Raw genomic sequence first — 20,896 nt, forward strand, 5'->3', positions numbered from 1 at the left:
TTTCTATCCAATTTCCAAGAGTAGCATTGGCCCCGTACCCACTTAGTTGCCCTCCCCAAGGAGATCCGAACCATGAAACGCCAATTGCTGCTCAGCCTTGCTCTCTCTGTCCTGGCCACCAGTGCCTTCGCCGTACCGGCCGCCGATCAACACCTGTCCGCCGAAGCCCGTTCCAGTTCGGCCACTGTTTCCCAGCCGTTGAACACCTTAGCTGAAGGCGGTTCGGACCGTGTGATCGAGCGTGCCAACCGGGTTGCCGAAGGCGGCTCCGACCGCGCCATCGAACGTGCCAACCGGGTTGCCGAAGGTGGTGGTGACCGTGTGATCGACCGCGCCAACCGTGTCGCCGAAGGCGGTTCCGACCGTGCCATCGAACGTGCCAACCGCGTTGCCGAAGGCGGTTCCGACCGAGTGATCGAACGCAACAACCGGGTGAGCTGATGCCTATGCGCGAAAACAACAGCTACCCGCGCGCAGTCCTCTCCCCTCCGAGGCCCGGTCAATTGACCGGGCTTTGTTTTTCCGGCCCCGGCCTTTAGAGTGCAGGGCCCGTTTCACACGAACGAACCCGCCATGCTGCCGCGCGCCGAACAGAAGCAACAGACCCGCCACGCACTGCTGGACGCAGCCCGCCAGTTGATGGAGAGCGGCCGTGGTTTCGGCAGCCTCAGCCTGCGCGAAGTGGCCCGCACCGCCGGCATCGTGCCCACCGGCTTCTACCGGCACTTCGAGGATATGGACCAACTGGGCCTGGCACTGGTCCGCGAGGTCAACGAAACCTTCCGCCAGACCATCCGCCGGGTTCGCTACAACGAAATCGAGCTGGGCGGCATCACCGATGCCTCGGTGCGCATCTTCCTCGACGTGGTCGCGGCCAACCGCGCGCAATTCCTGTTTCTCGCCCGTGAGCAGTACGGCGGTTCGCAGCCCGTACGCCAGGCCATTGCCCGCCTGCGCGAAGGCATCGCCTCCGACCTTGCCGCCGACCTCGGCAGCATGCAGCGCTGGCAGCACCTGGATGCGCCGGCCCTGGCCGTCATGGCTGACCTGGTGGTGAAAACCGTGTTCGCCACCCTGCCGGAGCTGATCGATCCACCTGCGGTCCTGGATGAGGGCCAGCTCAGCGCAGAGGCCAAGATCGTCCAGCAATTGCGCTTCATCTTCGTTGGCGCACGACACTGGCAAGGCCTGGGCAACCCGGCCTGACCCCGGCGCCACGGGGAAATTTCCTGCTACCATGCGCGCCAACGCAATGACGGCGACGAGCCTTTTCCATGTCCGAACTTTCCCCCGCCCTGTCTTCCCTGCTCGCTGAAGCCCAGCAACACTTCGACCGGCACATCGTGCCGCTTTGGGAAGGCCCGGGCTGGAACCCGGACATGGCCCTGCCCTTCGAGGCGCTCGACCCCGCACACCGGCCGATGCCGGTGCAGCGCTATCGGGCCATGGCCTGCGCCCGCCAGCTGTACCTGTTCAGCAGCCGTATCGACCAGCCCGGCGCCAGTGAACGCGCTGCGGCGCTGTTCCGTTCGCTGAACCGGCATTTCCACGACGCCGAGCATGGCGGCTGGTTCTATAGCGTCGATGCCCAGGGCAAGCCGCTGGACCGGCGCAAGGACCTGTACACCCACGCGTTCATCGTCTTCGCCTGTGCCCACTACTGGGACAAAAGCCGTGACAGCCTGGCGGAATCGACCCTGAACGCCGCCCTCAGTGTCGTGACCGAGCGCTTCACCAATAACGACGGGTTGTATGAGGCAAGCCTCGGCGAAGACTGGTCTGGCCTGGGCAGCGGCCCGTTGCAGAACCCGTTGATGCATCTGGCCGAGGCGTTCCTTGCCACCCTGGCCGTGCGTGAGGATGCGCAAGTGCAGGCCGCGCTGCTGGCCCTGGCCGATGGCATGCAGGCGCAGTTCATCGACCCGTCGCACGGGGTGATGCTAGAAAAGCCGCGCGGGGCTGTGGATAACTGGTTCGAACCGGGGCATCAGTTCGAATGGTACTGGTTGCTGGAAACTTCACCTTTGCTCAAGGGCACGGCGTTGCATGCTTCGCTGGAGCGGGCGTTTGCCTTTGCCGAGGAGCGTGGGGTGAAGGACGGTGCGGTGCTGGCGATGCTCGATGCGCAGGGCGAGGTGCGCGATGCCACCCAGCGGATCTGGGCCCAGGCTGAATATCTGCGGGCGCTGACCCTACGGGGCGACGCAGAGAAGCTGGTGGCCCAACTGGAGGTACTGCGCCAGCGGTTCCTGCATGAGGGGGGGTGGTATGAGTGTCGGGATGCCCGGGGTGAGGTGAGTCGGGAGGATATGCCTTCTACTACGCCCTATCATTTGGTGACTTGTCTGGAAGGCCTGCGTCGCCTGGGCTGACGCTATCGCTGGCAAGCCAGCTCCCACAGGGTTGGGGGAGCTGGCTTGCCAGCGATGAGGCCCTCAAGGGCAACTCAGTCCTTGCGGGTAATCGAGAACCCGGCCCAGTCCTGGCTCACTGGCATCAGCTCGAGGTTGTTGATGTTGATATGCGCCGGCTGGTTGAGAATCCAGAAGATGGTTTCGGCAATGTCCTGCGGCTGGATCGCTTCGGCGCCGGCGTAGGTGGCGTCGTAACGGCTCTGGTCGCCACCGAAGCGCACCAGCGAGAATTCGCTCTCGCACAGTCCCGGCTCGATATTGGTCACTCGCACCCCGGTGCCGCGCAGGTCGCAGCGCAGGCTCAACGAGAACTGCCCGACGAAAGCCTTGGTCCCGCCATACACATGGCTGCCCGGATACGGGTAATTGCCCGCCACCGAACCGACGTTGAGGATGGTCGCGCCACGGCCATGGGCGATCAGCCGCGGCAGCAGCAGGCGGGTGCTGTACATCAGGCCCTTGATGTTGGTGTCGACCATGGTTTCCCAGTCGTCCAGGTTGCACTGCGGCGCAGGGTCGGCGCCGAGGGCCAGGCCGGCGTTGTTGATAAGTCCGCGCAGCTTGGCGAAGGCCGGTGGCAGGCCGGCAATCGCCTCTTCCATGGCCTTGCGGTCACGCACATCCACGACCAGGCCATGCACCTGGGTCTTTTTCGAGAGCTCTGCGCACAGGGCGTCGAGACGCTCCTGGCGGCGACCGGTCAGCACCAGCGACCAGCCGGCCTCGGCGAAACGGCGGGCGCAGGCTTCGCCGAAGCCGGAAGTGGCACCGGTGATGAATACGGTGGAAGTCATGGGTATCTCCTTGGATCACGGCAAGAGGACGGCAGGCCATGCAGCATGCCCGGCCAATGGCCATGGAGCAAGTGATCCTGCCACTGCTCAAAAACTGAACAACGCCCGCAAAACCTTATGCCAGAAGGGTCCGGCGCGGCTATGCGCACCTTATCCACAGGGCCTTCCACACAGATTGGGGGCAACTGTGCAGCACTGCATCATCAGCGCGCATGGGAAACGCTGCTGCTGTGGGCAAAACCCTTCAGCGCTGGGACCCGGATGGGTCTTTCCAAGGCTTGTTCACAGAGTTATCCACAGGCTTTGGATAATAGCGAAATGCTCCTTCAATCTTCTGAAAACGCCTTGACAAAAGCCTGTTCAAGGTCTTGTCGCGCAACTGTACAAAAAACGAGCAATGCCGCACAGGCCTCGTTTTACAAGGCCTCCAGACGATCATCACCAAGTTACCCACAAGCACTTCCACACGAATCGTGGACAACTTCAATTGCAGTGAAAACAAGGGTTTGCCGCGCAGTTATGGCGTATCGCCACCCTCTGTCAGAGGGACTTTTCCACATTCCTTGGAAACCCTATTGCACCTTGCGGTTGGTGTCTTCCAGGCGCCGTTGCAGCTCGCCGATCTGCCGGGTCTGCTCGTCCACGGTGCGGCGCAGGTCCTGCAGGTCACTGGCGTTCTGGTTGAGGGTGTCGCGCATCTTCTTCAGGTCGGCCACGCTGACCCCGGAGTCGTGCAGTGAATGGGTCATGCCGGATTCGCGGTGGATCGCGGCGAGGTTGTCGGAAGACGAAGCGGAAGAATCGATCTGGACCTTGGCCGCTTCCTCGGCCTGCGCCGCCAGGCTGCCGAACAGCAGGCCGCAGGCGAGGATCGCGGGGAAAATCGGGGAACGGTGGGACATCGCATGGGTTCCTTGTGCAGCGTCGAAACGGTACACGGGGTACGACTGTCCGGGTTTGCCTTGAGTTCCTTGCATAACCTGAAGGCCCCATCGCCGGCAACGCCGGCTCCCACGAGGTTTGCGGTGCAGTCCAACCTGTGGGAGCCGGCGTTGCCGGCGATGGGGCCATCAAGAACGACACAGCACTATCAGTGCCCGCCGAGATAGGCGTTCCTCACCTCCTCGTTGACCAGCAACTCTTGTCCCGTGCCGCTCAGGCGGATCTGCCCGTTGACCATCACATAGGCCCGGTCCGACAGCTTCAGCGCATGGTTGGCGTTCTGCTCGACAAGGAAGATGGTCATGCCGCTCTTCGCCAGCTCGCGCAGGGTCGAGAAGATCTGCTTGACCACGATCGGCGCCAGCCCCAGCGATGGTTCGTCCAGCAACAAGAGCTTCGGCCGGCTCATCAGCGCCCGGGCGATGGCGAGCATTTGCTGCTCGCCGCCGGACATGGTCATGGCCCTCTGGTTGCGCCGCTCCTTGAGCCGCGGGAACAGTTCGTACATGCGCTGCATGTCTTCGTCGGCATGCTTGTCGCCGATGGGGATGGTGCCCATCATCAGGTTTTCCTCGACGGTCATGTCGGGGAACACCCGCCGTCCTTCCGGCGACTGGGCGATGCCATTGGACGCGATGTAGTGCGAAGACTTGTGGGTGATGTCGGTGCCGCGATAGAGGATCTTGCCGGCCGCCGCCCGCGGCTGGCCGAAGATCGACATCAGCAGGGTCGATTTGCCGGCGCCGTTGGAACCGATCAGGCTGACCGTCTCGCCCTCGTCGATGTGCAGCGAGACCTTTTTCAGGGCCTGGATCGGCCCGTAGAACACGTCCAGTTCCTGCAGTTCGAGAATGGGTGCACTCATACCAGCTCCTCTTCGTCAGCACCCAGGTAGGCGGCGATCACGGTCGGATTGTTGCGGATGTCATTCGGCTTGCCTTCGGCGATGACGTTGCCGTGGTCGAGCACGACGATATGGTCGGAAATGCTCATGACCATGCCCATGTCGTGTTCGATCAGCACCACGGTGATGTCATGTTCGTCGCGCAACACCCGGATCATCCGGCTTAGGGCCTCGGTTTCCTGCGGGTTGAGGCCGGCAGCCGGCTCGTCCAGGCAGATGATCTTCGGCCGCGTGCACATGGCCCGGGCGATTTCCAGGCGGCGCTGCTGGCCGTAGGACAGTTCGCCGGCGAGCCGGTTGGCGCAATCCACCAGGTCCACCACTTCCAGCCAGTAGAAGGCATGGTCGAGGGCGTCGCTTTCCGCCTTGCGATAGGCCTTGGTGTTGAGCACGCCGGCCAGCAGGTTGCGGTTGACCCACATGTGCTGCGCCACCAGCAGGTTTTCCACCACCGACATTTCCCGGAACAGGCGAATGTTCTGGAAGGTCCGCGCCAGGCCGGCGCGGTTGACCAGGTGGGTTCCGCCGAACATCTTGTAGCGCAGCCGGGTGAGGAAGCGGCTCGGCGAGACGAAGTCGCCCAACTGGAAACGCTCGCCAAGCAACTGGATCACGTTGGTGTGCGAGCCGCGCACGTTCAGTTCGATCCTGCCGCCACTGGCCTTGTAGAACCCGGTCAGGCAGTTGAACACGGTGGTCTTGCCCGCGCCGTTGGGGCCGATCAGGGCGAAGATATCGTTGCGCTTGACCTTCAGGCTGACATCGCTCAGCGCCTTGATCCCGCCGAACTGCATCATCAGGTTATCGACCGAGAGAATCACGTCGTCGCTCATGGCGCCACTCCTTTACGCGGGACCACACCGGTGCGGCTGATGCGGATCAGTCCGCGCGGTCGCCAGATCATCATCAGCACCATCAGTACGCCGAACAGCAGCACCCGGTATTCGGAGAAACTGCGCAGCAGTTCCGGGGCCACGGTCAGGACGAAGGCGGCGATCACCACGCCGACCGTCGAACCCATGCCGCCAAGCACCACGATCGCGAGGATCAGCGCCGACTCGAAGAAGGTGAACGAGGACGGGTTGACGAAGCCCTGGTAACTGGCGAAGAACACCCCGGCCAGCCCGGCGGTGGAGGCGCCGAGGGTGAAGGCCGAGAGCTTGACCAGCACATGGTTCAAGCCCATGGAACGGCAGGCGATTTCGTCTTCGCGCAGGGCTTCCCAGGCGCGGCCGACCGGCATGCGCGTCAGGCGGTGCTTGATGTACAGCACGGCCAGCACGACCATGAACAGCACGGCATAGATAAAGATGAACTTGAGGTTGGCGTTGTATTCGATACCGAGGAACTCGTGGATCGGTACTCCGCCATCCTTGGCCCGGCGCCCGAACTCCAGGCCGAGGAAGGTCGGCGAAGGCACCGGCATGCCGTTCGGGCCGCCGGTGAAGGACAGCCAGTTGTTCAGCACCAGCCGGATGATTTCGCCGAAGCCCAGGGTCACGATCGCCAGGTAGTCACCGTGCATCCGTAGCACCGGGAAGCCCAATATGCAGCCCGCCAGTGCCGCGGCAATGGCCGCCAGCGGCAACACGCTCCAGAAGCCCAGGCCGAGGTATTGATAGCCGAGGGCCAGGCCGTAGGCGCCGATGGCATAGAACGCCACGTAACCCAGGTCGAGCAGGCCGGCGAGGCCTACCACGATGTTCAACCCGAGCCCCAGCAGCACGTAGATCAGGCCGAGGATGACCACGGTCAGCAGGTACTTGTTGGCGAAGATCGGGAAGACAATGGCGATGACGATCAGCGCCGGGATGATGTAGCGCAGGCGCGACTTGTAGTCCGGCGCCAGCACATGCACCCCCGAGCCACCGCTTTCGAAGCCATGGGCCATGCGCTTGCCGGCGTCGGTCTGGAGGAACAGGCTGATCAGCAGGCGACCTGCCATCACTCCACCTACCAGCCAGGCCACGCGGCTCGGCTCGGCGTTGAAGCTGTAGCCATCGAGGACCACGCCCACCACCGGACCGAAGACGATCAGGGCAAGCAGGCCGGCAACGATGGTGTCGATCAAGGTGCGTTTGATATCGAAACCGGAAGAAGCAGTCTTGGCAGTGGACATGTTCACACCTTAGCCACGAGCGGGCGACCCAGCAGGCCCTGGGGACGGAAGATCAGGATCAGCACCAGCAGGGAGAAGCTGAACACATCCTTGTAGTCGGAGTTGACCAGGCCGGCGAACAGCGATTCCGAGATGCCCAGCACGATGCCGCCGAGCATGGCGCCTGGCAGCGAGCCGATACCGCCGAGTACCGCGGCGGTGAACGCCTTGATGCCGATGATGAAGCCGGCATAGAAGTCGAAGGTGCCGTAGTTCATGGTGATCAGCACCCCGGCCAGGGCAGCCATCACCGCACCGATGACGAATACGTAGGAAATCACCCGGTCGGTGTTGATCCCCAGGATCGAGGCCATCTTGCGATCCTGCTGGGTGGCACGGCACATGCGGCCGAGCTTGGTGTACTTGATCACATAGGTGAGCAGGGCCATGCCGGCGAACGCGGCGATGAGAATGAAGATCTTGGTGTAGGTCAGTTGCACGAAGCCGGTACCGACCTCGAAACGCCAGGCACCTTCGAGCAGGGTCGGCACGCCTTGCTGGCGGGCGCCCTGGCTGATCTGCGCGTAGTTCTGCAGGATCAGCGAGATACCGATGGCGCTGATCAGCGGCGCCAGCCGGGTGGAGTTGCGCAGGGGTTTGTAGGCGATGCGTTCGATGGTGAAGCCGTAGACCCCGGTGACGACGATGGTGAACAACAGCGTTCCCAGCATCAGCAGCGGGAAGGACTCGATACCGAAATAGGCCAGCAATGCCAGGCTGATCGCCGCCAGGTAGGCGGAAATCATATACACCTCGCCGTGCGCGAAGTTGATCATGCCGATGATGCCATAGACCATTGTGTAGCCGATGGCGATCAGACCATAGACGGACCCGAGGGTCAGTCCATTGATCAGTTGCTGCAGGAAAATTCCATCCATAACGCAATCTCACGTATTTGAGATTGCACAAGCGCCGACTACGGCGGGCCCCGGGCGAAGCGGCCCTCGCAGCGCAGGTTTGTGCAGATCTACGAGAAAAGACAGGTACGGCGCTGAACCGGGCAGCGGCCCGGGCAGGAGGCGCCCGGGCCGGTTGCCATTGTTATTTTTGTTTTTCCAGCTGGTGGTATTTGCCGTTGGCGTCCCACTGGTAGACCACGTAGTCGGAGACGGTCAGGTCGCCCTTGCTGTCCCACTTCTTCTCGCCCATCACGGTTTTCACCGGATTGGCCTTGAGCCATTTGGCGGCGTCTTCGCCCTTGTTCGACTTGGCGCCCTCGAAGCCGGCGGCCAGGGCCTGGATCGAGGCATAGGCGTACAGCGTGTAGCCTTCCGGCTCGGTGCCACCCTTGCGGAACTGCTCCACCACTTCCTTGCTGTCGGGCAGCAGGCGCGGGTCGGCGCCGAAGGTCATGTACACGCCGTTGGTGTATTGCGCGCCGCCGGCGGTGGCGACCAGTTCGTCGGTGACGATGCCGTCGTCGGACATGAACGCCACGTCTTTCAGACCCTGCTCACGCAGTTGGCGGACCAGCGGACCGGCTTCAGGGTGCAGGCCGCCGAAGTAGACGACATCGGCACCGGCGGCGCGGATCTTGGTGACCACGGCGCTGAAGTCTTTCTCGCCACGGGTCAGGCCTTCGTACAGCACGGGCTTGACGCCGCGTTTCTCCAGCTGTGCCTTGGTGGCATCGGCGAGGCCCTGGCCGTAGGTGTCCTTGTCGTGCAGGACCACGACTTTCTTGCCCTTGAGCACATCGATGATGTAGTCGCCGGCAACGATACCCTGCTGGTCGTCACGGCCGCACATGCGGAACATGGCACCCAGGCCGCGCTCGGTGACCTGCGGGTTGGTGGAGCCCGGGGTGATGGCGATCACGCCCGCTTCGTCGTAGACCTCCGAGGCCGGGATGGTCGAGGACGAGCAGAAGTGACCCACTACGCCAGCTACCTTGTCCTGGTCTACCAGACGGTTGGCCACGGCCACGGCCTGCTTGGGTTCGCAAGCATCGTCGCCCTTGACCAGGACGATCTTCTCGCCGTTGACGCCGCCCTTGGCATTGATTGCATCGGCCGCAGCCTGGGCACCTTTCATGTACTGCTCGCCGAAGGCTGCGTTGGCACCGGTCATGGGACCTGCGACACCAATCTTCAGATCGGCCTGGACATACGAAGAAACGCCCAGCGCCGCGGCCACGGCTAGGGCAAGAAAGCCTTTCTTGTAAAACGTCTGCGACATGTGGTGGTGCTCCTGATGTTTTTTTTGATTGGCGTGACTCTTTTCAAAGCAGACTTCAGCAACTTGTTTCAGCAATTTGCGTAGAGCAAGGGCCGTGCCATCGGTTTTTTATTCGAATAAAACGCGCAGTGCGGTTTTCCGGCTCGCGATCGCGTGCCTTCTTTCCGGGTCGTGCAACCGCTTGCCAGACACAAAGAGCTACCTTCCGGACAAGTAAGGCGCAACCACTTGATGCCATCATCGCAACCCCTGTGCGTGTTTACGTGCAACCGCCCTGTAACAGCCTGCGTAACGGAACTGCACATTCGTGGTGCGCAACTGCTACAGCAAGCACCATAAGAGGCTAGACCGCCCCGGGAAAAACGCTGCTATAGGTAGTGTGCTACCGAACGACCCGCGAATACGCAGCCACGCCCGACCCGATTCACTGGCACAATGGACAGCCTTGATGGCACCTGCCGGAACTGGAGCAAACCATGAGCGATAGCGCTTTCGCCGACCGTATCGTGCAAAGCCTGCTGGACACCGACTTCTACAAGCTGACCATGATGCAGGCAGTGCTGCACAACTACCCCAACGTCGATGTGGAATGGGAGTTCCGCTGCCGCAACGGCGAGGACCTGCGCCCTTATCTGGGGCAGATACGCGAACAGGTCGAGCGCCTCAGCGACCTGAGCATCAGCGACGCTCAGCTCGGCTTTCTCGAACAGATCAGCTTCATGAAGCCGGATTTCCTGCGTTTTCTCGGCCTGTTCCGCTTCAACCTGCGCTACCTGAAGATGGGCGTCGAAAACGACCAGTTCTTCCTTCGCCTCAAGGGCCCATGGCTGCATGTGATCCTCTTCGAGGTGCCGCTGCTGGCGATCATCAGCGAGGTGCGCAACCGCAACCGTTATCCACAGGTCCGGCTGGGCGAGGCCCGCGAGCAGTTGCTGCGCAAGTTCGACTGGCTGCGGGCCAATGCCGACGAGGACGAACTGGCCGAACTGCAGGTTGCCGACTTCGGCACCCGGCGGCGCTTCTCCTTCGGCGTGCAGGAGGAAGTGGTCAAGGTGCTCAAGGACGCGTTTCCGGCACGCTTCGTCGGCACCAGCAACGTTCACCTGGCATGGAAACTGGATATCAAGCCGCTGGGCACCATGGCCCATGAATGGATCATGGCCCACCAGCAACTGGGGCCGCGCCTGATCGACAGCCAGATCGCCGCCCTCGACTGCTGGGTCCGCGAATACCGTGGCCTGCTCGGCATCGCGCTGACCGACTGCATCACCATGGATGCCTTCCTGCGCGATTTCGACCTGTACTTCGCCAAGCTGTTCGACGGCCTGCGCCACGACTCCGGCGACCCGGTGCTCTGGGCGGAAAAGGCCATCGCCCACTATCGCAAGCTCGGGATCGATCCGATGACCAAGACCCTGGTGTTTTCCGATGGTCTGAACCTGCCCCGCTCCCTGGAAATCTTCCGGGCGCTGCGTGGACGAATAAATGTCAGCTTCGGCATCGGCACCAACCTGACCTGCGATATCCCCGGCGTCGCACCGATGAGCATCGTGCTGAAGATGACCGACTGCAACGGCCAGCCCGTCGCGAAGATTTCCGACGAAGCCGCCAAGACCCAGTGCCGCGACGCCAATTTCGTTTCCTACCTGCGTCACGTTTTCCAAGTTCCCAGCGAGGAGTAACCCATGCAAGCCGTCCAGCGAGAGATCGCGCAGCAGCTCAAGGTCCAGCCACCATTCGCCGACCGCGCCGCACTCGACGCCGAAGTCGCCCGGCGCGTCGCCTTCATCCAGCAATGCCTGAAGAACGCCGGGCTGAAAGTCCTGGTGCTGGGCATCAGCGGTGGCGTCGATTCGCTCACTGCCGCCCTGCTCGCCCAGCGTGCGGTCAATGAACTGCGCGAACAGACCGGCGACACGGCCTACCGCTTCATCGCCGTGCGCCTGCCTTACCATGTGCAGCACGACGAGCACGACGCCCAGGCCTGCCTCGACTTCATCAAGCCCGACGAACTGCACACGGTGGATATCGCACCGGCGGTGCGCGCCCTGGCGGCGGAGGTCAAGGCGCTGGAAGGTGGCAAGCCGGCCATGGTGGACTTCGTGGTGGGCAATACCAAGGCGCGGATGCGCATGGTCGCCCAGTACACCATCGCCGGTGCCCGTGGTGGCCTGGTGATCGGTACCGACCATGCCGCCGAGGCAGTGATGGGCTTCTTTACCAAGTTCGGCGATGGCTCCTGCGACCTGGCGCCGCTCAGCGGCCTGGTAAAGAACCAGGTGCGCTCCATCGCGCGCAGCTTTGGCGCGCCGGAATCACTGGTGGAGAAGGTCCCGACTGCGGACCTGGAAGATCTTGAGCCGGGCAAGCCGGACGAGGCTGCGCACGGCGTCACCTATGCGCAGATCGACGCCTTCCTGCACGGCGAGCCGGTAAGCGAGGAAGCGTTCGAAATCATCAAGCGGACGTACGAGAAGACGCAGCACAAGCGGGAAATGCCGTTCGCGCCCTGAAGAGAGCATCGCTGCGGTGCGGCGGTCCGACAAGCCAGCTCCCACAGGTTAGCGGTGCACGCGGACCTTGTGGGAGCTGGCTTGCCAGCGATGGGGCCCTGGAGGCCCCTGAATGAATTACTTCAGTACAACAGCGCCCTTCATCATGCTGATATGGCCTGGGAAGGTGCAGAAGAACTGATAGTCCTGGCCCGCTTCCAGCTTGGACACATCGAAGGTCACGGAGCTGGTTTCACCGGCGCCGATCAGCTTGGTGTGGGCAACGATGCGCGCATCGCTTTCATCCAGGTAACCGCCGTCCAGGCCCTTGCCCATGCTGGCAGTGGCGATGGCCTGGGCATCGGCAGTCTTGCTGATTACCAGGTTGTGGCCCATGACGTTCTTCGGCAGGTTGCCGGAGTGGGTCAGCTCGACGGTGAACTGCTTGCAGCTCTTGTCGATGGTGATTTCCTTGGTGTTATAGGACATCTGGTCGGTGGAATCGACGGTGACCTTGCAATCAGCGGCCATTACCTGGGCACTGGCGGCGAGGGTCAGCAGGGATACCGCAACGAACTTGGCAAACATCGTGAATCTCCATGGCAGGTTTTTTATTGAAATCAGACTGCCCCATCCAGCGCAACGGACCGGTGACATGGGTCAAGGGTTAAGACCCTGAATCGGCAGTGAAATTCTCTATGGTGTCCATCAAGACAATCAACGTGCGCCATCATGCCCCTATGACCGAGGATGGGACAACCTCTCATTTAGGAGTAGTCCGCCATGTCCCTCGGTAATTTCATGCAAAGTCTTCTGGCCGCCTACGCCTGCGGCGCTGCCGGCACCGCCTGCGAATTCTCCCGTCCGGAGTAGCTGCAAGGCTTGGAACCGCCGCTGCATGACCGTACCCTGTGGCCGTTTTCGACCCGGAGAAAGTCATGTCCCTACGTTCCGTTTGTGTTTTCTGTGGCGCCAGCACCGGGGCCAGCCCGGTCTATCGTGAAGCCGCCATCGCCCTCGGCCAGGCGATCGCCGGGCGCGGCCTGACGCTGGTCTACGGTGGTGGTGCGGTGGGCCTGATGGGGATCGTTGCCGATGCCGCCATGGCCGCCGGAGGCGAGGTGATCGGGATCATCCCGGTGAGCCTGCAACGCGCCGAAATCGCCCACCCTGGCCTCACGCGCCTGGAGGTTGTCGACGGCATGCACGCGCGCAAGGCGCGCATGGCCGAGCTGAGCGACGCCTTCATCGCCCTACCTGGCGGGCTCGGCACCTTCGAGGAGCTGTTCGAAGTCTGGACCTGGGGCCAGCTCGGCTACCACGGCAAACCGTTGGGCCTGCTCGAAGTCAACGGGTTCTACGAGAAGCTCAGCGGCTTCCTCGATCATGTCGTCGAACAGGGCTTCGTGCGCCCGCAGCACCGCTCGATGCTGCAGATGAACGAGGCACCGGACGCCCTGCTCGATGCGTTGGACGCCTGGGAGCCGGTGGTGCAGCCGAAGTGGGTCGATCAGCCGCCGAGCTGATCCTCCACGGGCAGCACCGTTACCCGGACCTCGGGGTCATGGCTGCCGCCGCCGAGAATCACTCCGCGCAACGGCGAGACATCGGCAAAGTCCCGGCCCCAGCCAAGAGTGATGTGCTCCAGCGCCGGCAGCAGGTTGTTGGTGGGATCGAAATCCACCCAGCCATTGGTCGGGCAGTACACCGAGACCCAGGCATGGGAAGCGTCGGCACCGATCAGCCGGGCCTGCCCGGGCGGCGGCCGGGTCAGCAGGTAACCACTGACGTAGCGCGCCGCCAGCCCCCGCGAGCGCAGGCAGGCAAGCATCAGGTGGGCGAAGTCCTGGCAGACCCCGCGACGTCGCGCCAGCACCTCCACCAGCGGCGTGGCGACCTGGGTAGCGCCGGCATCGAAGGTGAATTCCCGGTAGATCTTTTCCATCAGCGCCCGTACCGCCTCCAGCAGCGGTACGCCGGCGCCGAAGCAGGGTTCGGAGAATTCAACGAAGCGCCTTTTCAGGCGCACGAACGGTGACTCGAAGCGATAGCGGCTGGCCTCGAGAAACGCCGGCGATAGCGCCCTGCGCGAATAGGCCAGGGCATCCCGGGCCTGCTCCCAGGCGGGTGAGGCACACAGCGATGGCACCTTGCGCGGCAGCACTTCGATGCGCACGCGAGTGCTGACCTGCAACTCGTCATGCTGGTATTCCAGGCCGAGTCGGGTCAGCGGATTGCCGAACACATCCAGCTCGTCGCGGCGCCGTGTCGGCACCGGCGTCACCTCCAGAATACGTTCCTGGCAACGTTGCCAGGCACAGTCCCTCGGCCAGAGGTGCACCAATTGCTGGGCCAGGGAGACCGGGCTGGCATAGCGGTAATGGGTGTCGTGAAGAATCTGGTAATGCGCACTCATCAGGCGGACACCGTCTGCTGGCGGACATCGACATGGGCGAAATGGCGCAGGGCCAGGCGCTCGGCCGCCGCTTCGGCGCCTGCCGCGATCCGTTCGAGCATCGCCGCCAGCCCTTCCAGTACCGCAGTCAGGCTGGCTTCCCCGAACAACGACGCCTCCAGGCTGCGCAGATCGAAATGCTTCAGGCGCTCGGCCAGCTCGCCCAACTCGGCCTCTGCCGGGCTGCGCAGGCGTTCCAGCGACCGCAGCAGCGAACGCAACTGGAACAGCACGCCATGGGGGTTCTGCTCGTCCAACAGAAGCAGGTCCAGCGCCGGAACCAGCTGCGCCACCGCCAGATAGCGCGAACGGTAAGTGATGCTGCTGTTGGCCAGTTCCAGCAACCACTCCAGACCAGCCTGGTCGCTGGGCGCCGGCCCGCGCAGGAAGCCTGCAAGGCTGCTGCTCAACGCGTGCAGGCGCTCGATGCGGCGCCCGGTAAGCAGGAAGCGCCAGCCTTCGTCGCGGGTCATGTCGTCCATGGCGAAGCCGGACAATGCCGCCATGGACAGGATCAGGCGGTTGAGAAAGTCCAGCAGTTCGGTGAAATCGGCCGAGAGATCGTCAAGGCGCTGCGCCTCTCGTTGCAGTTCGCTCAGCGCCTGCCAGTTTTCCCGCGACAGCGTGCCACGCACCTGCGCGGCCGCCCATTGCAGACGCTGCAGATTGGCCCGCAGGCTGAAGCCCCAGTTGGGGTCCAGCAGTGCAGTGCGAAGACGGGTGTCGAGGGTGCCCTGCTTCGGCAGCAGCTCCAGCTCTTCGGCCAGTTGCACCGCCGCTTCCAGCGCTTGCGGCGAGTCGCCATCCAGGTAACGCCCCAGCAGGATCCGCAGCAGGCGCGCGCTGGTATCGCAACGCTCGCAATAACGGCCGAACCAGAACAGGTTTTCCACCACCCGCGATGGCAGGTAGGGGTCGGCGCGGACCAGGTCGGCGACGCCCAGGCTGCGGCTGACCTGCCATTGTTCGCCCCGGGCCGGGCGCTCGCCCAGGACCCAGGTGTCCTTGCTGGCACCGCCGCGCTGCATCGACACCACCTCGGCATCGGCCTGCGCCGCCACCCGTGTCAGCCCGCCCGGCAGGACCCGCCAGCCGTCGGCGTCGGCCACGGCGTAGACGCGCATGCCCACGGGCCGGTCTTCCAGCCTTGCACCCTGCCAGACCGGAGCCTGGGACAGCTGCGCCAGTTCCTGGGCAACATAGGCATAGGGCCGCGCGCGCAGGCGCTTGGCCAATGCCTGGCGCTGGGCGTCGTCGAGGTCGCGCCCCAGCAAGGGCTGGAAGCTTTGCGAGGGAAAGGCGGGCTTGAACAGCAGATCGGGCATCTTTTCCAGCGCCTGCTCCAGGGCGGCCGGTTCGCCGCACCACCAACTGGCGATGGACGGCAGGATCAATGGCTCACCCAGCAGCCGCTCACTGATCGCCGGCAGGAAGCCCGGCAGACCGGGAGATTCCAGCACGCCGCTGCCCAGGGCGTTGGCTACCAGGACCCGTCCCTGGCGCACGGCGTCCAGCAGGCCGGGGACGCCCAGCGCCGAGTCGGTGCGCAATTCCAGGGGGTCGCAGAAATCGTCGTCGAGCCGACGCAGGATCGCGTGGACCCGGCGCAGGCCGCTCAAGGTCTTCAGGTAGACCGTACCGTCGCGCACGGTCAGGTCGCTGCCCTCCACCAGCGGGTAGTCCAGCTGGCGGGCAAGGAACAGGTGTTCGAACCAGCTTTCGTTGAAGCGCCCGGGGGTCAGCAGCACCACCAGCGGCGTTTCCCGACCACTGGGAGCCAGGCGCGCCAGGCTCTGCTGGAGGGTACGGAAGAAGCCGGCCAGGTGTTGCACGTGCAGATCGCGATACAGCTCGGGGAAGGCGCGGGAGACCACGGTGCGGTTTTCCAGGGCGTATCCCGCACCGGAGGGAGCCTGGGTGCGGTCGGCAGTCACCCACCAGCGGCCGTCCGGGCCGCGGGCCAGGTCGGCGGCGTAGACATGCAGCCAGGTCTGTTGCGGCACTTCGATGCCTTGGCAAGGCCACAGGAAGTTGTTGTGGCCGAAGACCAGCTCGGCCGGCAGCAGACCCTCGGCGATCAGTTGCTGCGGCCCGTAGATATCCGCCAGCACGCCATTGAGCACCTGCGCGCGCTGGGCGATGCCCCGGGCCAGCAGGTCCCACTCGGCGGCGGGAATGACCTGGGGCAGCAGGTCCAGTTCCCAGGGGCGATCGGCACCGTCGGGATCGGCGTAAATGTTGTAGGTGACGCCGTTTTCCCGCAATTGTCGGTTAAGCAGGGCCTGGCGCTGGGTCAGTTGCTGCGGACCACTGCGTTGCAGGTGGGCCAGCAGTTCCTGCCAGTGCGGACGCACGCTGCCATCGACGGCGAGCATTTCATGCCAGGTCGCGGGGCTTGGGGTCAGGGCATCCAGCAGGTCGGGCATCGGGGCGCTCACAGGGGAGTGGTGGGCGGGATGCGGCAAGAGTTATGCCAGTGGCTTTCTGGTAGGAAATGATGGCGCCTGGTCTGGCCTCATCGCTGCGGTGCGGCGATCCGACAAGCCAGCTCCCACAGGGATCGGGTGCACCGCAAAACCTATGGGAGCTGGCTTGCCAGCGATGAGGGCCTCGGCTTCTTGCACCGAGGAGGTGCAACCAGGGGCTTCATGACGGGGCGCAAGCCCCGTCATGGGGCTTAGCGCGGCAGGACCGGCTGGCGCTTGGTCTTGCCCTTGCCCTTGCCACCCTTGGCCGCGTCCTTGCGTGCCTTGGCCGCCTCCTGGTTGCGGGCGAACGCGGCGGCCTTGGCCTCTTCGCGCTTGTCCCAGGGCTTGGCACCATTGCTGGCGCGCGGCGGCAGGCCGGTGTGCTGGGTGAGAATCTTCTGTTCCTTGGCCACCTTGTGGCTACCCGCAGGGGTGGAGTTCTTGCGTCGGGCGCTCTGGTAGCTGTCGGTCGCCGGCTGGTGCGCCGGAATCAGCTGATGCTTGCCCGGGCCGATCAGGTCGGCACGGCCCATGCGCTCAAGGGCCTCGCGCAGCATCGGCCAGCCCTTCGGATCGTGGTAGCGCAGGAAAGCCTTGTGCAGGCGGCGCTGCTCCTCGCTCTTGACGATGGTCACCCCTTCGCTCTTGTAGGTGACCTTGCGCAGCGGGTTCTTGCCCGAGTGGTACATGGCAGTGGCCGAGGCCATCGGCGACGGGTAGAACGCCTGCACCTGGTCGGCGCGGAAGCCGTTGCCCTTGAGCCACAGGGCCAGGTTCATCATGTCTTCGTCGGTGGTGCCCGGGTGCGCGGCGATGAAGTACGGAATCAGGTACTGCTCCTTGCCCGCTTCCTTCGAATATTTCTCGAACATGCGCTTGAAGCGGTCGTAGGTGCCGATACCAGGCTTCATCATCTGGTTAAGCGGGCCTTCCTCGGTGTGCTCCGGGGCGATCTTCAGGTAGCCACCAACGTGGTGGGTCACCAGCTCGCGCACGTACTCGGGCGACTCCACGGCAAGGTCGTAGCGCAGGCCGGAAGCAATCAGGATCTTCTTCACCCCCGGCAGGGCGCGGGCACTGCGGTATAGCTTGATCAGCGACGAGTGGTCGGTGTTCAGGTTCGGGCAGATCCCCGGGAACACACAGGACGGCTTGCGGCAGTGGGTCTCGATCTCGGTGCTCTTGCAGGCGATCCGGTACATGTTCGCGGTCGGGCCGCCGAGGTCGGAAATAACGCCGGTGAAGCCGGGGACCTTGTCGCGGATCTCCTCGATCTCGCGAATGATCGACTCGTGGGAACGGTTCTGGATGATCCGCCCTTCATGCTCGGTGATGGAGCAGAAGGTGCAGCCACCAAAGCAGCCGCGCATGATGTTCACCGAGAAACGGATCATTTCATACGCAGGGATGCGCTCCTTGCCGTAGGCCGGATGCGGGATCCGCGCGTAGGGCATGCCGAATACGTAGTCCATTTCCTCGGTGGTCATCGGAATGGGCGGCGGGTTGAACCAGACATCGACTTCACCGTGCTTCTGCACCATGGCCCGGGCGTTACCAGGGTTGGTTTCCAGGTGCAGCACGCGGTTGGCGTGGGCGTAGAGCACCGCGTCATTGCGCACCTTCTCGAAAGACGGCAGGCGGATCACGGTCTTTTCCCGGGTCATCCGCGGGCTGTCGAGCAGTTGCACGACCTTCGGCTCGTTCGGATCTTCCACCTCGCCCTTCTGCTGCTCGATGGCGCAGGCCTGGGTGTCCTGGGTGTTGACATAGGGGTTGATGATCTTGTCGACCTTGCCCGGACGGTCGATGCGGGTCGAGTCGATCTCGTACCAGCCCTGCGGGGTATCGCGGCGGACGAAGGCGGTACCGCGGATATCGGTGATGTCCTCGATGCGTTCGCCGGCAGCAAGGCGCTGGGCTATGTCGACCACGGCGCGTTCGGCGTTGCCGTACAGGAGGATGTCGGCGCAGGCGTCGATCAGGATCGAGTGGCGGACCTTGTCCTGCCAGTAGTCGTAGTGCGCGATGCGGCGCAACGACGCCTCGATGCCGCCGAGAACGATCGGCACGTGCTTGTAGGCTTCCTTGCAGCGCTGGCTGTAGACCAGGCTCGCACGGTCCGGGCGCTTGCCGGCCAGGCCACCCGGGGTATAGGCGTCATCGGAGCGGATCTTCTTGTCGGCGGTGTAGCGGTTGATCATCGAGTCCATGTTGCCGGCGGCGACGCCGAAGAACAGGTTGGGCTCGCCGAGCTTCATGAAGTCGTCCTTCGACTGCCAGTTCGGCTGGGCGATGATCCCGACGCGGAAGCCCTGGGCCTCCAACAGGCGGCCGATGATGGCCATGCCGAACGACGGATGGTCGACGTAGGCGTCGCCGGTCACGATGATGATGTCGCAGGAATCCCAGCCGAGCTGATCCATCTCCTCCCTGCTCATCGGCAGGAACGGCGCTGGTCCGAAGCATTCGGCCCAGTACTTGGGATAGTCGAAGAGTGGTTTGGCTGCTTGCATGTCAGTGACCGGTTTTTTTGAGTGCAGGAAAATCGCGGGCGCGGAATATAGCACAAAATTTAACCAATTCCGACGGCGAAGGTCGGAATTGGTCGGGCGCGGGCATTACTCGTCGTCGTCGAAGTTGTAGCTGCCCGGGGCAAGGTTCTCGAAGCGCGTGTACTTGCCGATGAAGGCCAGGCGGATAAAGCCGATCGGGCCGTTCCGCTGCTTGCCGATGATGATCTCGGCAATGCCCTTGTGCTCGGTCTCGGGGTGATACACCTCGTCGCGGTACACGAACATGATCACGTCGGCGTCCTGCTCGATCGCTCCCGATTCCCGCAAGTCGGAGTTCACCGGGCGCTTGTTCGGACGCTGCTCCAGGGAGCGGTTGAGCTGCGACAGGGCGATGACCGGGCAGTTGAATTCCTTGGCCAGGGCCTTGAGGGACCGGGAGATCTCGGAGATCTCGTTGGTCCGGTTGTCGCCGCTGGAACCGGGGATCTGCATCAGCTGGAGGTAGTCGATCATGATCATGGCGATATCGCCATGCTCGCGGACCAGGCGACGGGTCCGTGCACGCATTTCCGACGGGCTGATGCCGGCGGTATCGTCGATGAACAGCTTGCGGTCGTTGAGCAGGTTGACCGCCGAGGTCAGGCGCGGCCAGTCATCGTCGTCCAGCTGGCCGGAGCGTACCTTGGTCTGGTCGATGCGACCGAGGGACGAAAGCATACGCATGATCAGCGATTCGCCTGGCATCTCGAGGGAGTACACCAGCACCGCCTTGTCGCTGCGCAACACAGCGTTTTCCACCAGGTTCATGGCGAATGTGGTCTTGCCCATGGATGGACGGCCGGCGACGATGATCAGGTCGGCCGGCTGCAGGCCGCTGGTCTTCTCGTCGAGGTCGGTATAGCCGGTGGACAGGCCGGTGATCTCGCTGTCGGAGTTGAACAGCGTGTCGATGCGGTCGATGGCCTTGGTCAGCAGTTCATTGACGCCTACCGGGCCGCCGGTCTTCGGGCGAGCCTCGGCGATCTGGAAGATCTGCCGCTCGGCTTCGTCGAGGATCTCCTCGGCATTGCGGCCCTGCGGGTTGAAGGCGCTGTCGGCGATGTCGTTGCTGATGCTGATCAGCTGGCGCAAGGTCGCGCGCTCGCGAATGATCTGCGCATAGGCCTTGATGTTGGCCACCGACGGGGTGTTCTTCGCCAGCTCGCCGAGGTAGCCGAGGCCGCCGATCTGCGAGCTCAGGCCTTCCTTGTCCAGCTGTTCGTGCAGGGTGACCACGTCGAACGGGATGTTCAGGTCAACCAGCTTGTGGATGGCGCGGAAGATCAGGCGGTGGTCATGCCGGTAGAAGTCGCCGTCGGAGACTTGATCGAGCACACGCTCCCAGGCGTTGTTGTCCAGCATCAGGCCACCGAGCACGGCCTGTTCGGCCTCGATGGAATGTGGCGGCACCTTCAGCGCGGCAGTTTGCAGATCATATTGCTCGGGGGCGGTTATCTCGTTCATGGCCACCTGGGAAATCTGGAGGGTGAAAAAGACAAAGGGCACGACCTGCGATGCAGGATCGTGCCCGATGTTAAC

General features: G+C 63.5%; 18 protein-coding genes. 6 read left to right on the forward strand and 12 right to left on the reverse strand.

Annotated features, from left to right (window positions below):
- Positions 1-72: 72 nt before the first annotated feature.
- The 3 genes from N7650_RS00540 to N7650_RS00550 all read left to right on the forward strand — a co-directional run bounded on the left by N7650_RS00540 (position 73) and on the right by N7650_RS00550 (position 2,372).
- Positions 73-441, forward strand: a complete 369-nt coding sequence (locus N7650_RS00540; protein ID WP_009395319.1) for a hypothetical protein — start codon at positions 73-75, stop codon at positions 439-441.
- A 132-nt stretch (positions 442-573) separates the two neighbouring features.
- Positions 574-1,206: a TetR family transcriptional regulator gene (locus N7650_RS00545; protein WP_009395320.1), complete on the forward strand. Its 633-nt coding sequence runs from the start codon at positions 574-576 to the stop codon at positions 1,204-1,206.
- 68 nt (positions 1,207-1,274) lie between these two features.
- Complete coding sequence (locus N7650_RS00550; protein WP_279896496.1) at positions 1,275-2,372, forward strand: AGE family epimerase/isomerase; 1,098 nt, start codon at positions 1,275-1,277, stop codon at positions 2,370-2,372.
- Positions 2,373-2,446: 74 nt separating this feature from the next.
- Here the strand turns inward: N7650_RS00550 and N7650_RS00555 are convergent, their stop codons facing one another.
- From N7650_RS00555 to N7650_RS00585, 7 genes are all read right to left on the reverse strand, one after another.
- The gene (locus tag N7650_RS00555; RefSeq protein ID WP_009395324.1) at positions 2,447-3,208 is read right to left on the reverse strand and encodes an SDR family oxidoreductase; all 762 of its coding nucleotides are present in this window, start codon (positions 3,206-3,208) and stop codon (positions 2,447-2,449) included.
- A 572-nt stretch (positions 3,209-3,780) separates the two neighbouring features.
- A complete protein-coding gene (locus tag N7650_RS00560) occupies positions 3,781-4,110 on the reverse strand; it encodes a hypothetical protein (RefSeq protein WP_009395328.1) in 330 nt (109 codons plus the stop codon).
- 188 nt (positions 4,111-4,298) lie between these two features.
- Positions 4,299-5,015 (reverse strand): ABC transporter ATP-binding protein, encoded by a 717-nt coding sequence (locus tag N7650_RS00565; protein WP_279896500.1) that lies wholly within the window; start codon positions 5,013-5,015, stop codon positions 4,299-4,301.
- Positions 5,012-5,887, reverse strand: a complete 876-nt coding sequence (locus N7650_RS00570) for an ATP-binding cassette domain-containing protein (protein ID WP_279896502.1) — start codon at positions 5,885-5,887, stop codon at positions 5,012-5,014. Before N7650_RS00570 ends, N7650_RS00565 begins: the two co-directional genes overlap by 4 nt.
- Positions 5,884-7,173: a high-affinity branched-chain amino acid ABC transporter permease LivM gene (gene livM / locus N7650_RS00575; RefSeq protein WP_009398627.1), complete on the reverse strand. Its 1,290-nt coding sequence runs from the start codon at positions 7,171-7,173 to the stop codon at positions 5,884-5,886. Before livM ends, N7650_RS00570 begins: the two co-directional genes overlap by 4 nt.
- 2 nt (positions 7,174-7,175) lie before the next feature.
- Positions 7,176-8,090, reverse strand: coding sequence for a branched-chain amino acid ABC transporter permease (locus N7650_RS00580; RefSeq protein ID WP_042120264.1), 915 nt, complete (start codon positions 8,088-8,090; stop codon positions 7,176-7,178).
- Positions 8,091-8,253: 163 nt separating this feature from the next.
- Positions 8,254-9,390, reverse strand: a complete 1,137-nt coding sequence (locus N7650_RS00585; protein WP_009398624.1) for a branched-chain amino acid ABC transporter substrate-binding protein — start codon at positions 9,388-9,390, stop codon at positions 8,254-8,256.
- A 476-nt stretch (positions 9,391-9,866) separates the two neighbouring features.
- On the opposite strand from N7650_RS00585, the gene pncB reads away from it, so the two are divergent.
- Entirely contained in the window at positions 9,867-11,072 is a 1,206-nt protein-coding gene (gene pncB, locus N7650_RS00590) for a nicotinate phosphoribosyltransferase (RefSeq protein ID WP_064301545.1), read from the forward strand.
- A 3-nt stretch (positions 11,073-11,075) separates the two neighbouring features.
- Positions 11,076-11,903, forward strand: coding sequence for an ammonia-dependent NAD(+) synthetase (nadE, locus tag N7650_RS00595; RefSeq protein ID WP_279896508.1), 828 nt, complete (start codon positions 11,076-11,078; stop codon positions 11,901-11,903).
- Between the two features lie 117 nt (positions 11,904-12,020).
- On the opposite strand, the gene azu is transcribed toward nadE, so the two are convergent.
- Positions 12,021-12,470 (reverse strand): azurin, encoded by a 450-nt coding sequence (gene azu / locus N7650_RS00600; RefSeq protein WP_279896510.1) that lies wholly within the window; start codon positions 12,468-12,470, stop codon positions 12,021-12,023.
- A gap of 350 nt (positions 12,471-12,820) precedes the next feature.
- Between azu and N7650_RS00605 the strand changes: the two genes are divergently transcribed.
- The gene (locus tag N7650_RS00605) at positions 12,821-13,408 is read left to right on the forward strand and encodes a TIGR00730 family Rossman fold protein (protein ID WP_009403880.1); all 588 of its coding nucleotides are present in this window, start codon (positions 12,821-12,823) and stop codon (positions 13,406-13,408) included.
- On the opposite strand, the gene N7650_RS00610 is transcribed toward N7650_RS00605, so the two are convergent.
- From N7650_RS00610 to dnaB, 4 genes are all read right to left on the reverse strand, one after another.
- Positions 13,393-14,298, reverse strand: a complete 906-nt coding sequence (locus N7650_RS00610; protein ID WP_279896513.1) for a transglutaminase family protein — start codon at positions 14,296-14,298, stop codon at positions 13,393-13,395. The genes N7650_RS00605 and N7650_RS00610 overlap by 16 nt on opposite strands.
- Positions 14,298-16,763, reverse strand: a complete 2,466-nt coding sequence (locus N7650_RS00615; RefSeq protein ID WP_279896515.1) for a circularly permuted type 2 ATP-grasp protein — start codon at positions 16,761-16,763, stop codon at positions 14,298-14,300. Before N7650_RS00615 ends, N7650_RS00610 begins: the two co-directional genes overlap by 1 nt.
- Before the next feature lie 251 nt (positions 16,764-17,014).
- Positions 17,015-19,318 (reverse strand): YgiQ family radical SAM protein, encoded by a 2,304-nt coding sequence (locus N7650_RS00620; RefSeq protein ID WP_009403884.1) that lies wholly within the window; start codon positions 19,316-19,318, stop codon positions 17,015-17,017.
- A 105-nt stretch (positions 19,319-19,423) separates the two neighbouring features.
- Complete coding sequence (gene dnaB / locus N7650_RS00625) at positions 19,424-20,821, reverse strand: replicative DNA helicase (protein WP_009403885.1); 1,398 nt, start codon at positions 20,819-20,821, stop codon at positions 19,424-19,426.
- Positions 20,822-20,896: the final 75 nt, after the last annotated feature.

Origin of the sequence: Pseudomonas sp. GD04058, from assembly GCF_029836855.1 — a bacterium.
Taxonomy (GTDB): Bacteria; Pseudomonadota; Gammaproteobacteria; order Pseudomonadales; family Pseudomonadaceae; genus Aquipseudomonas; species Aquipseudomonas bharatica.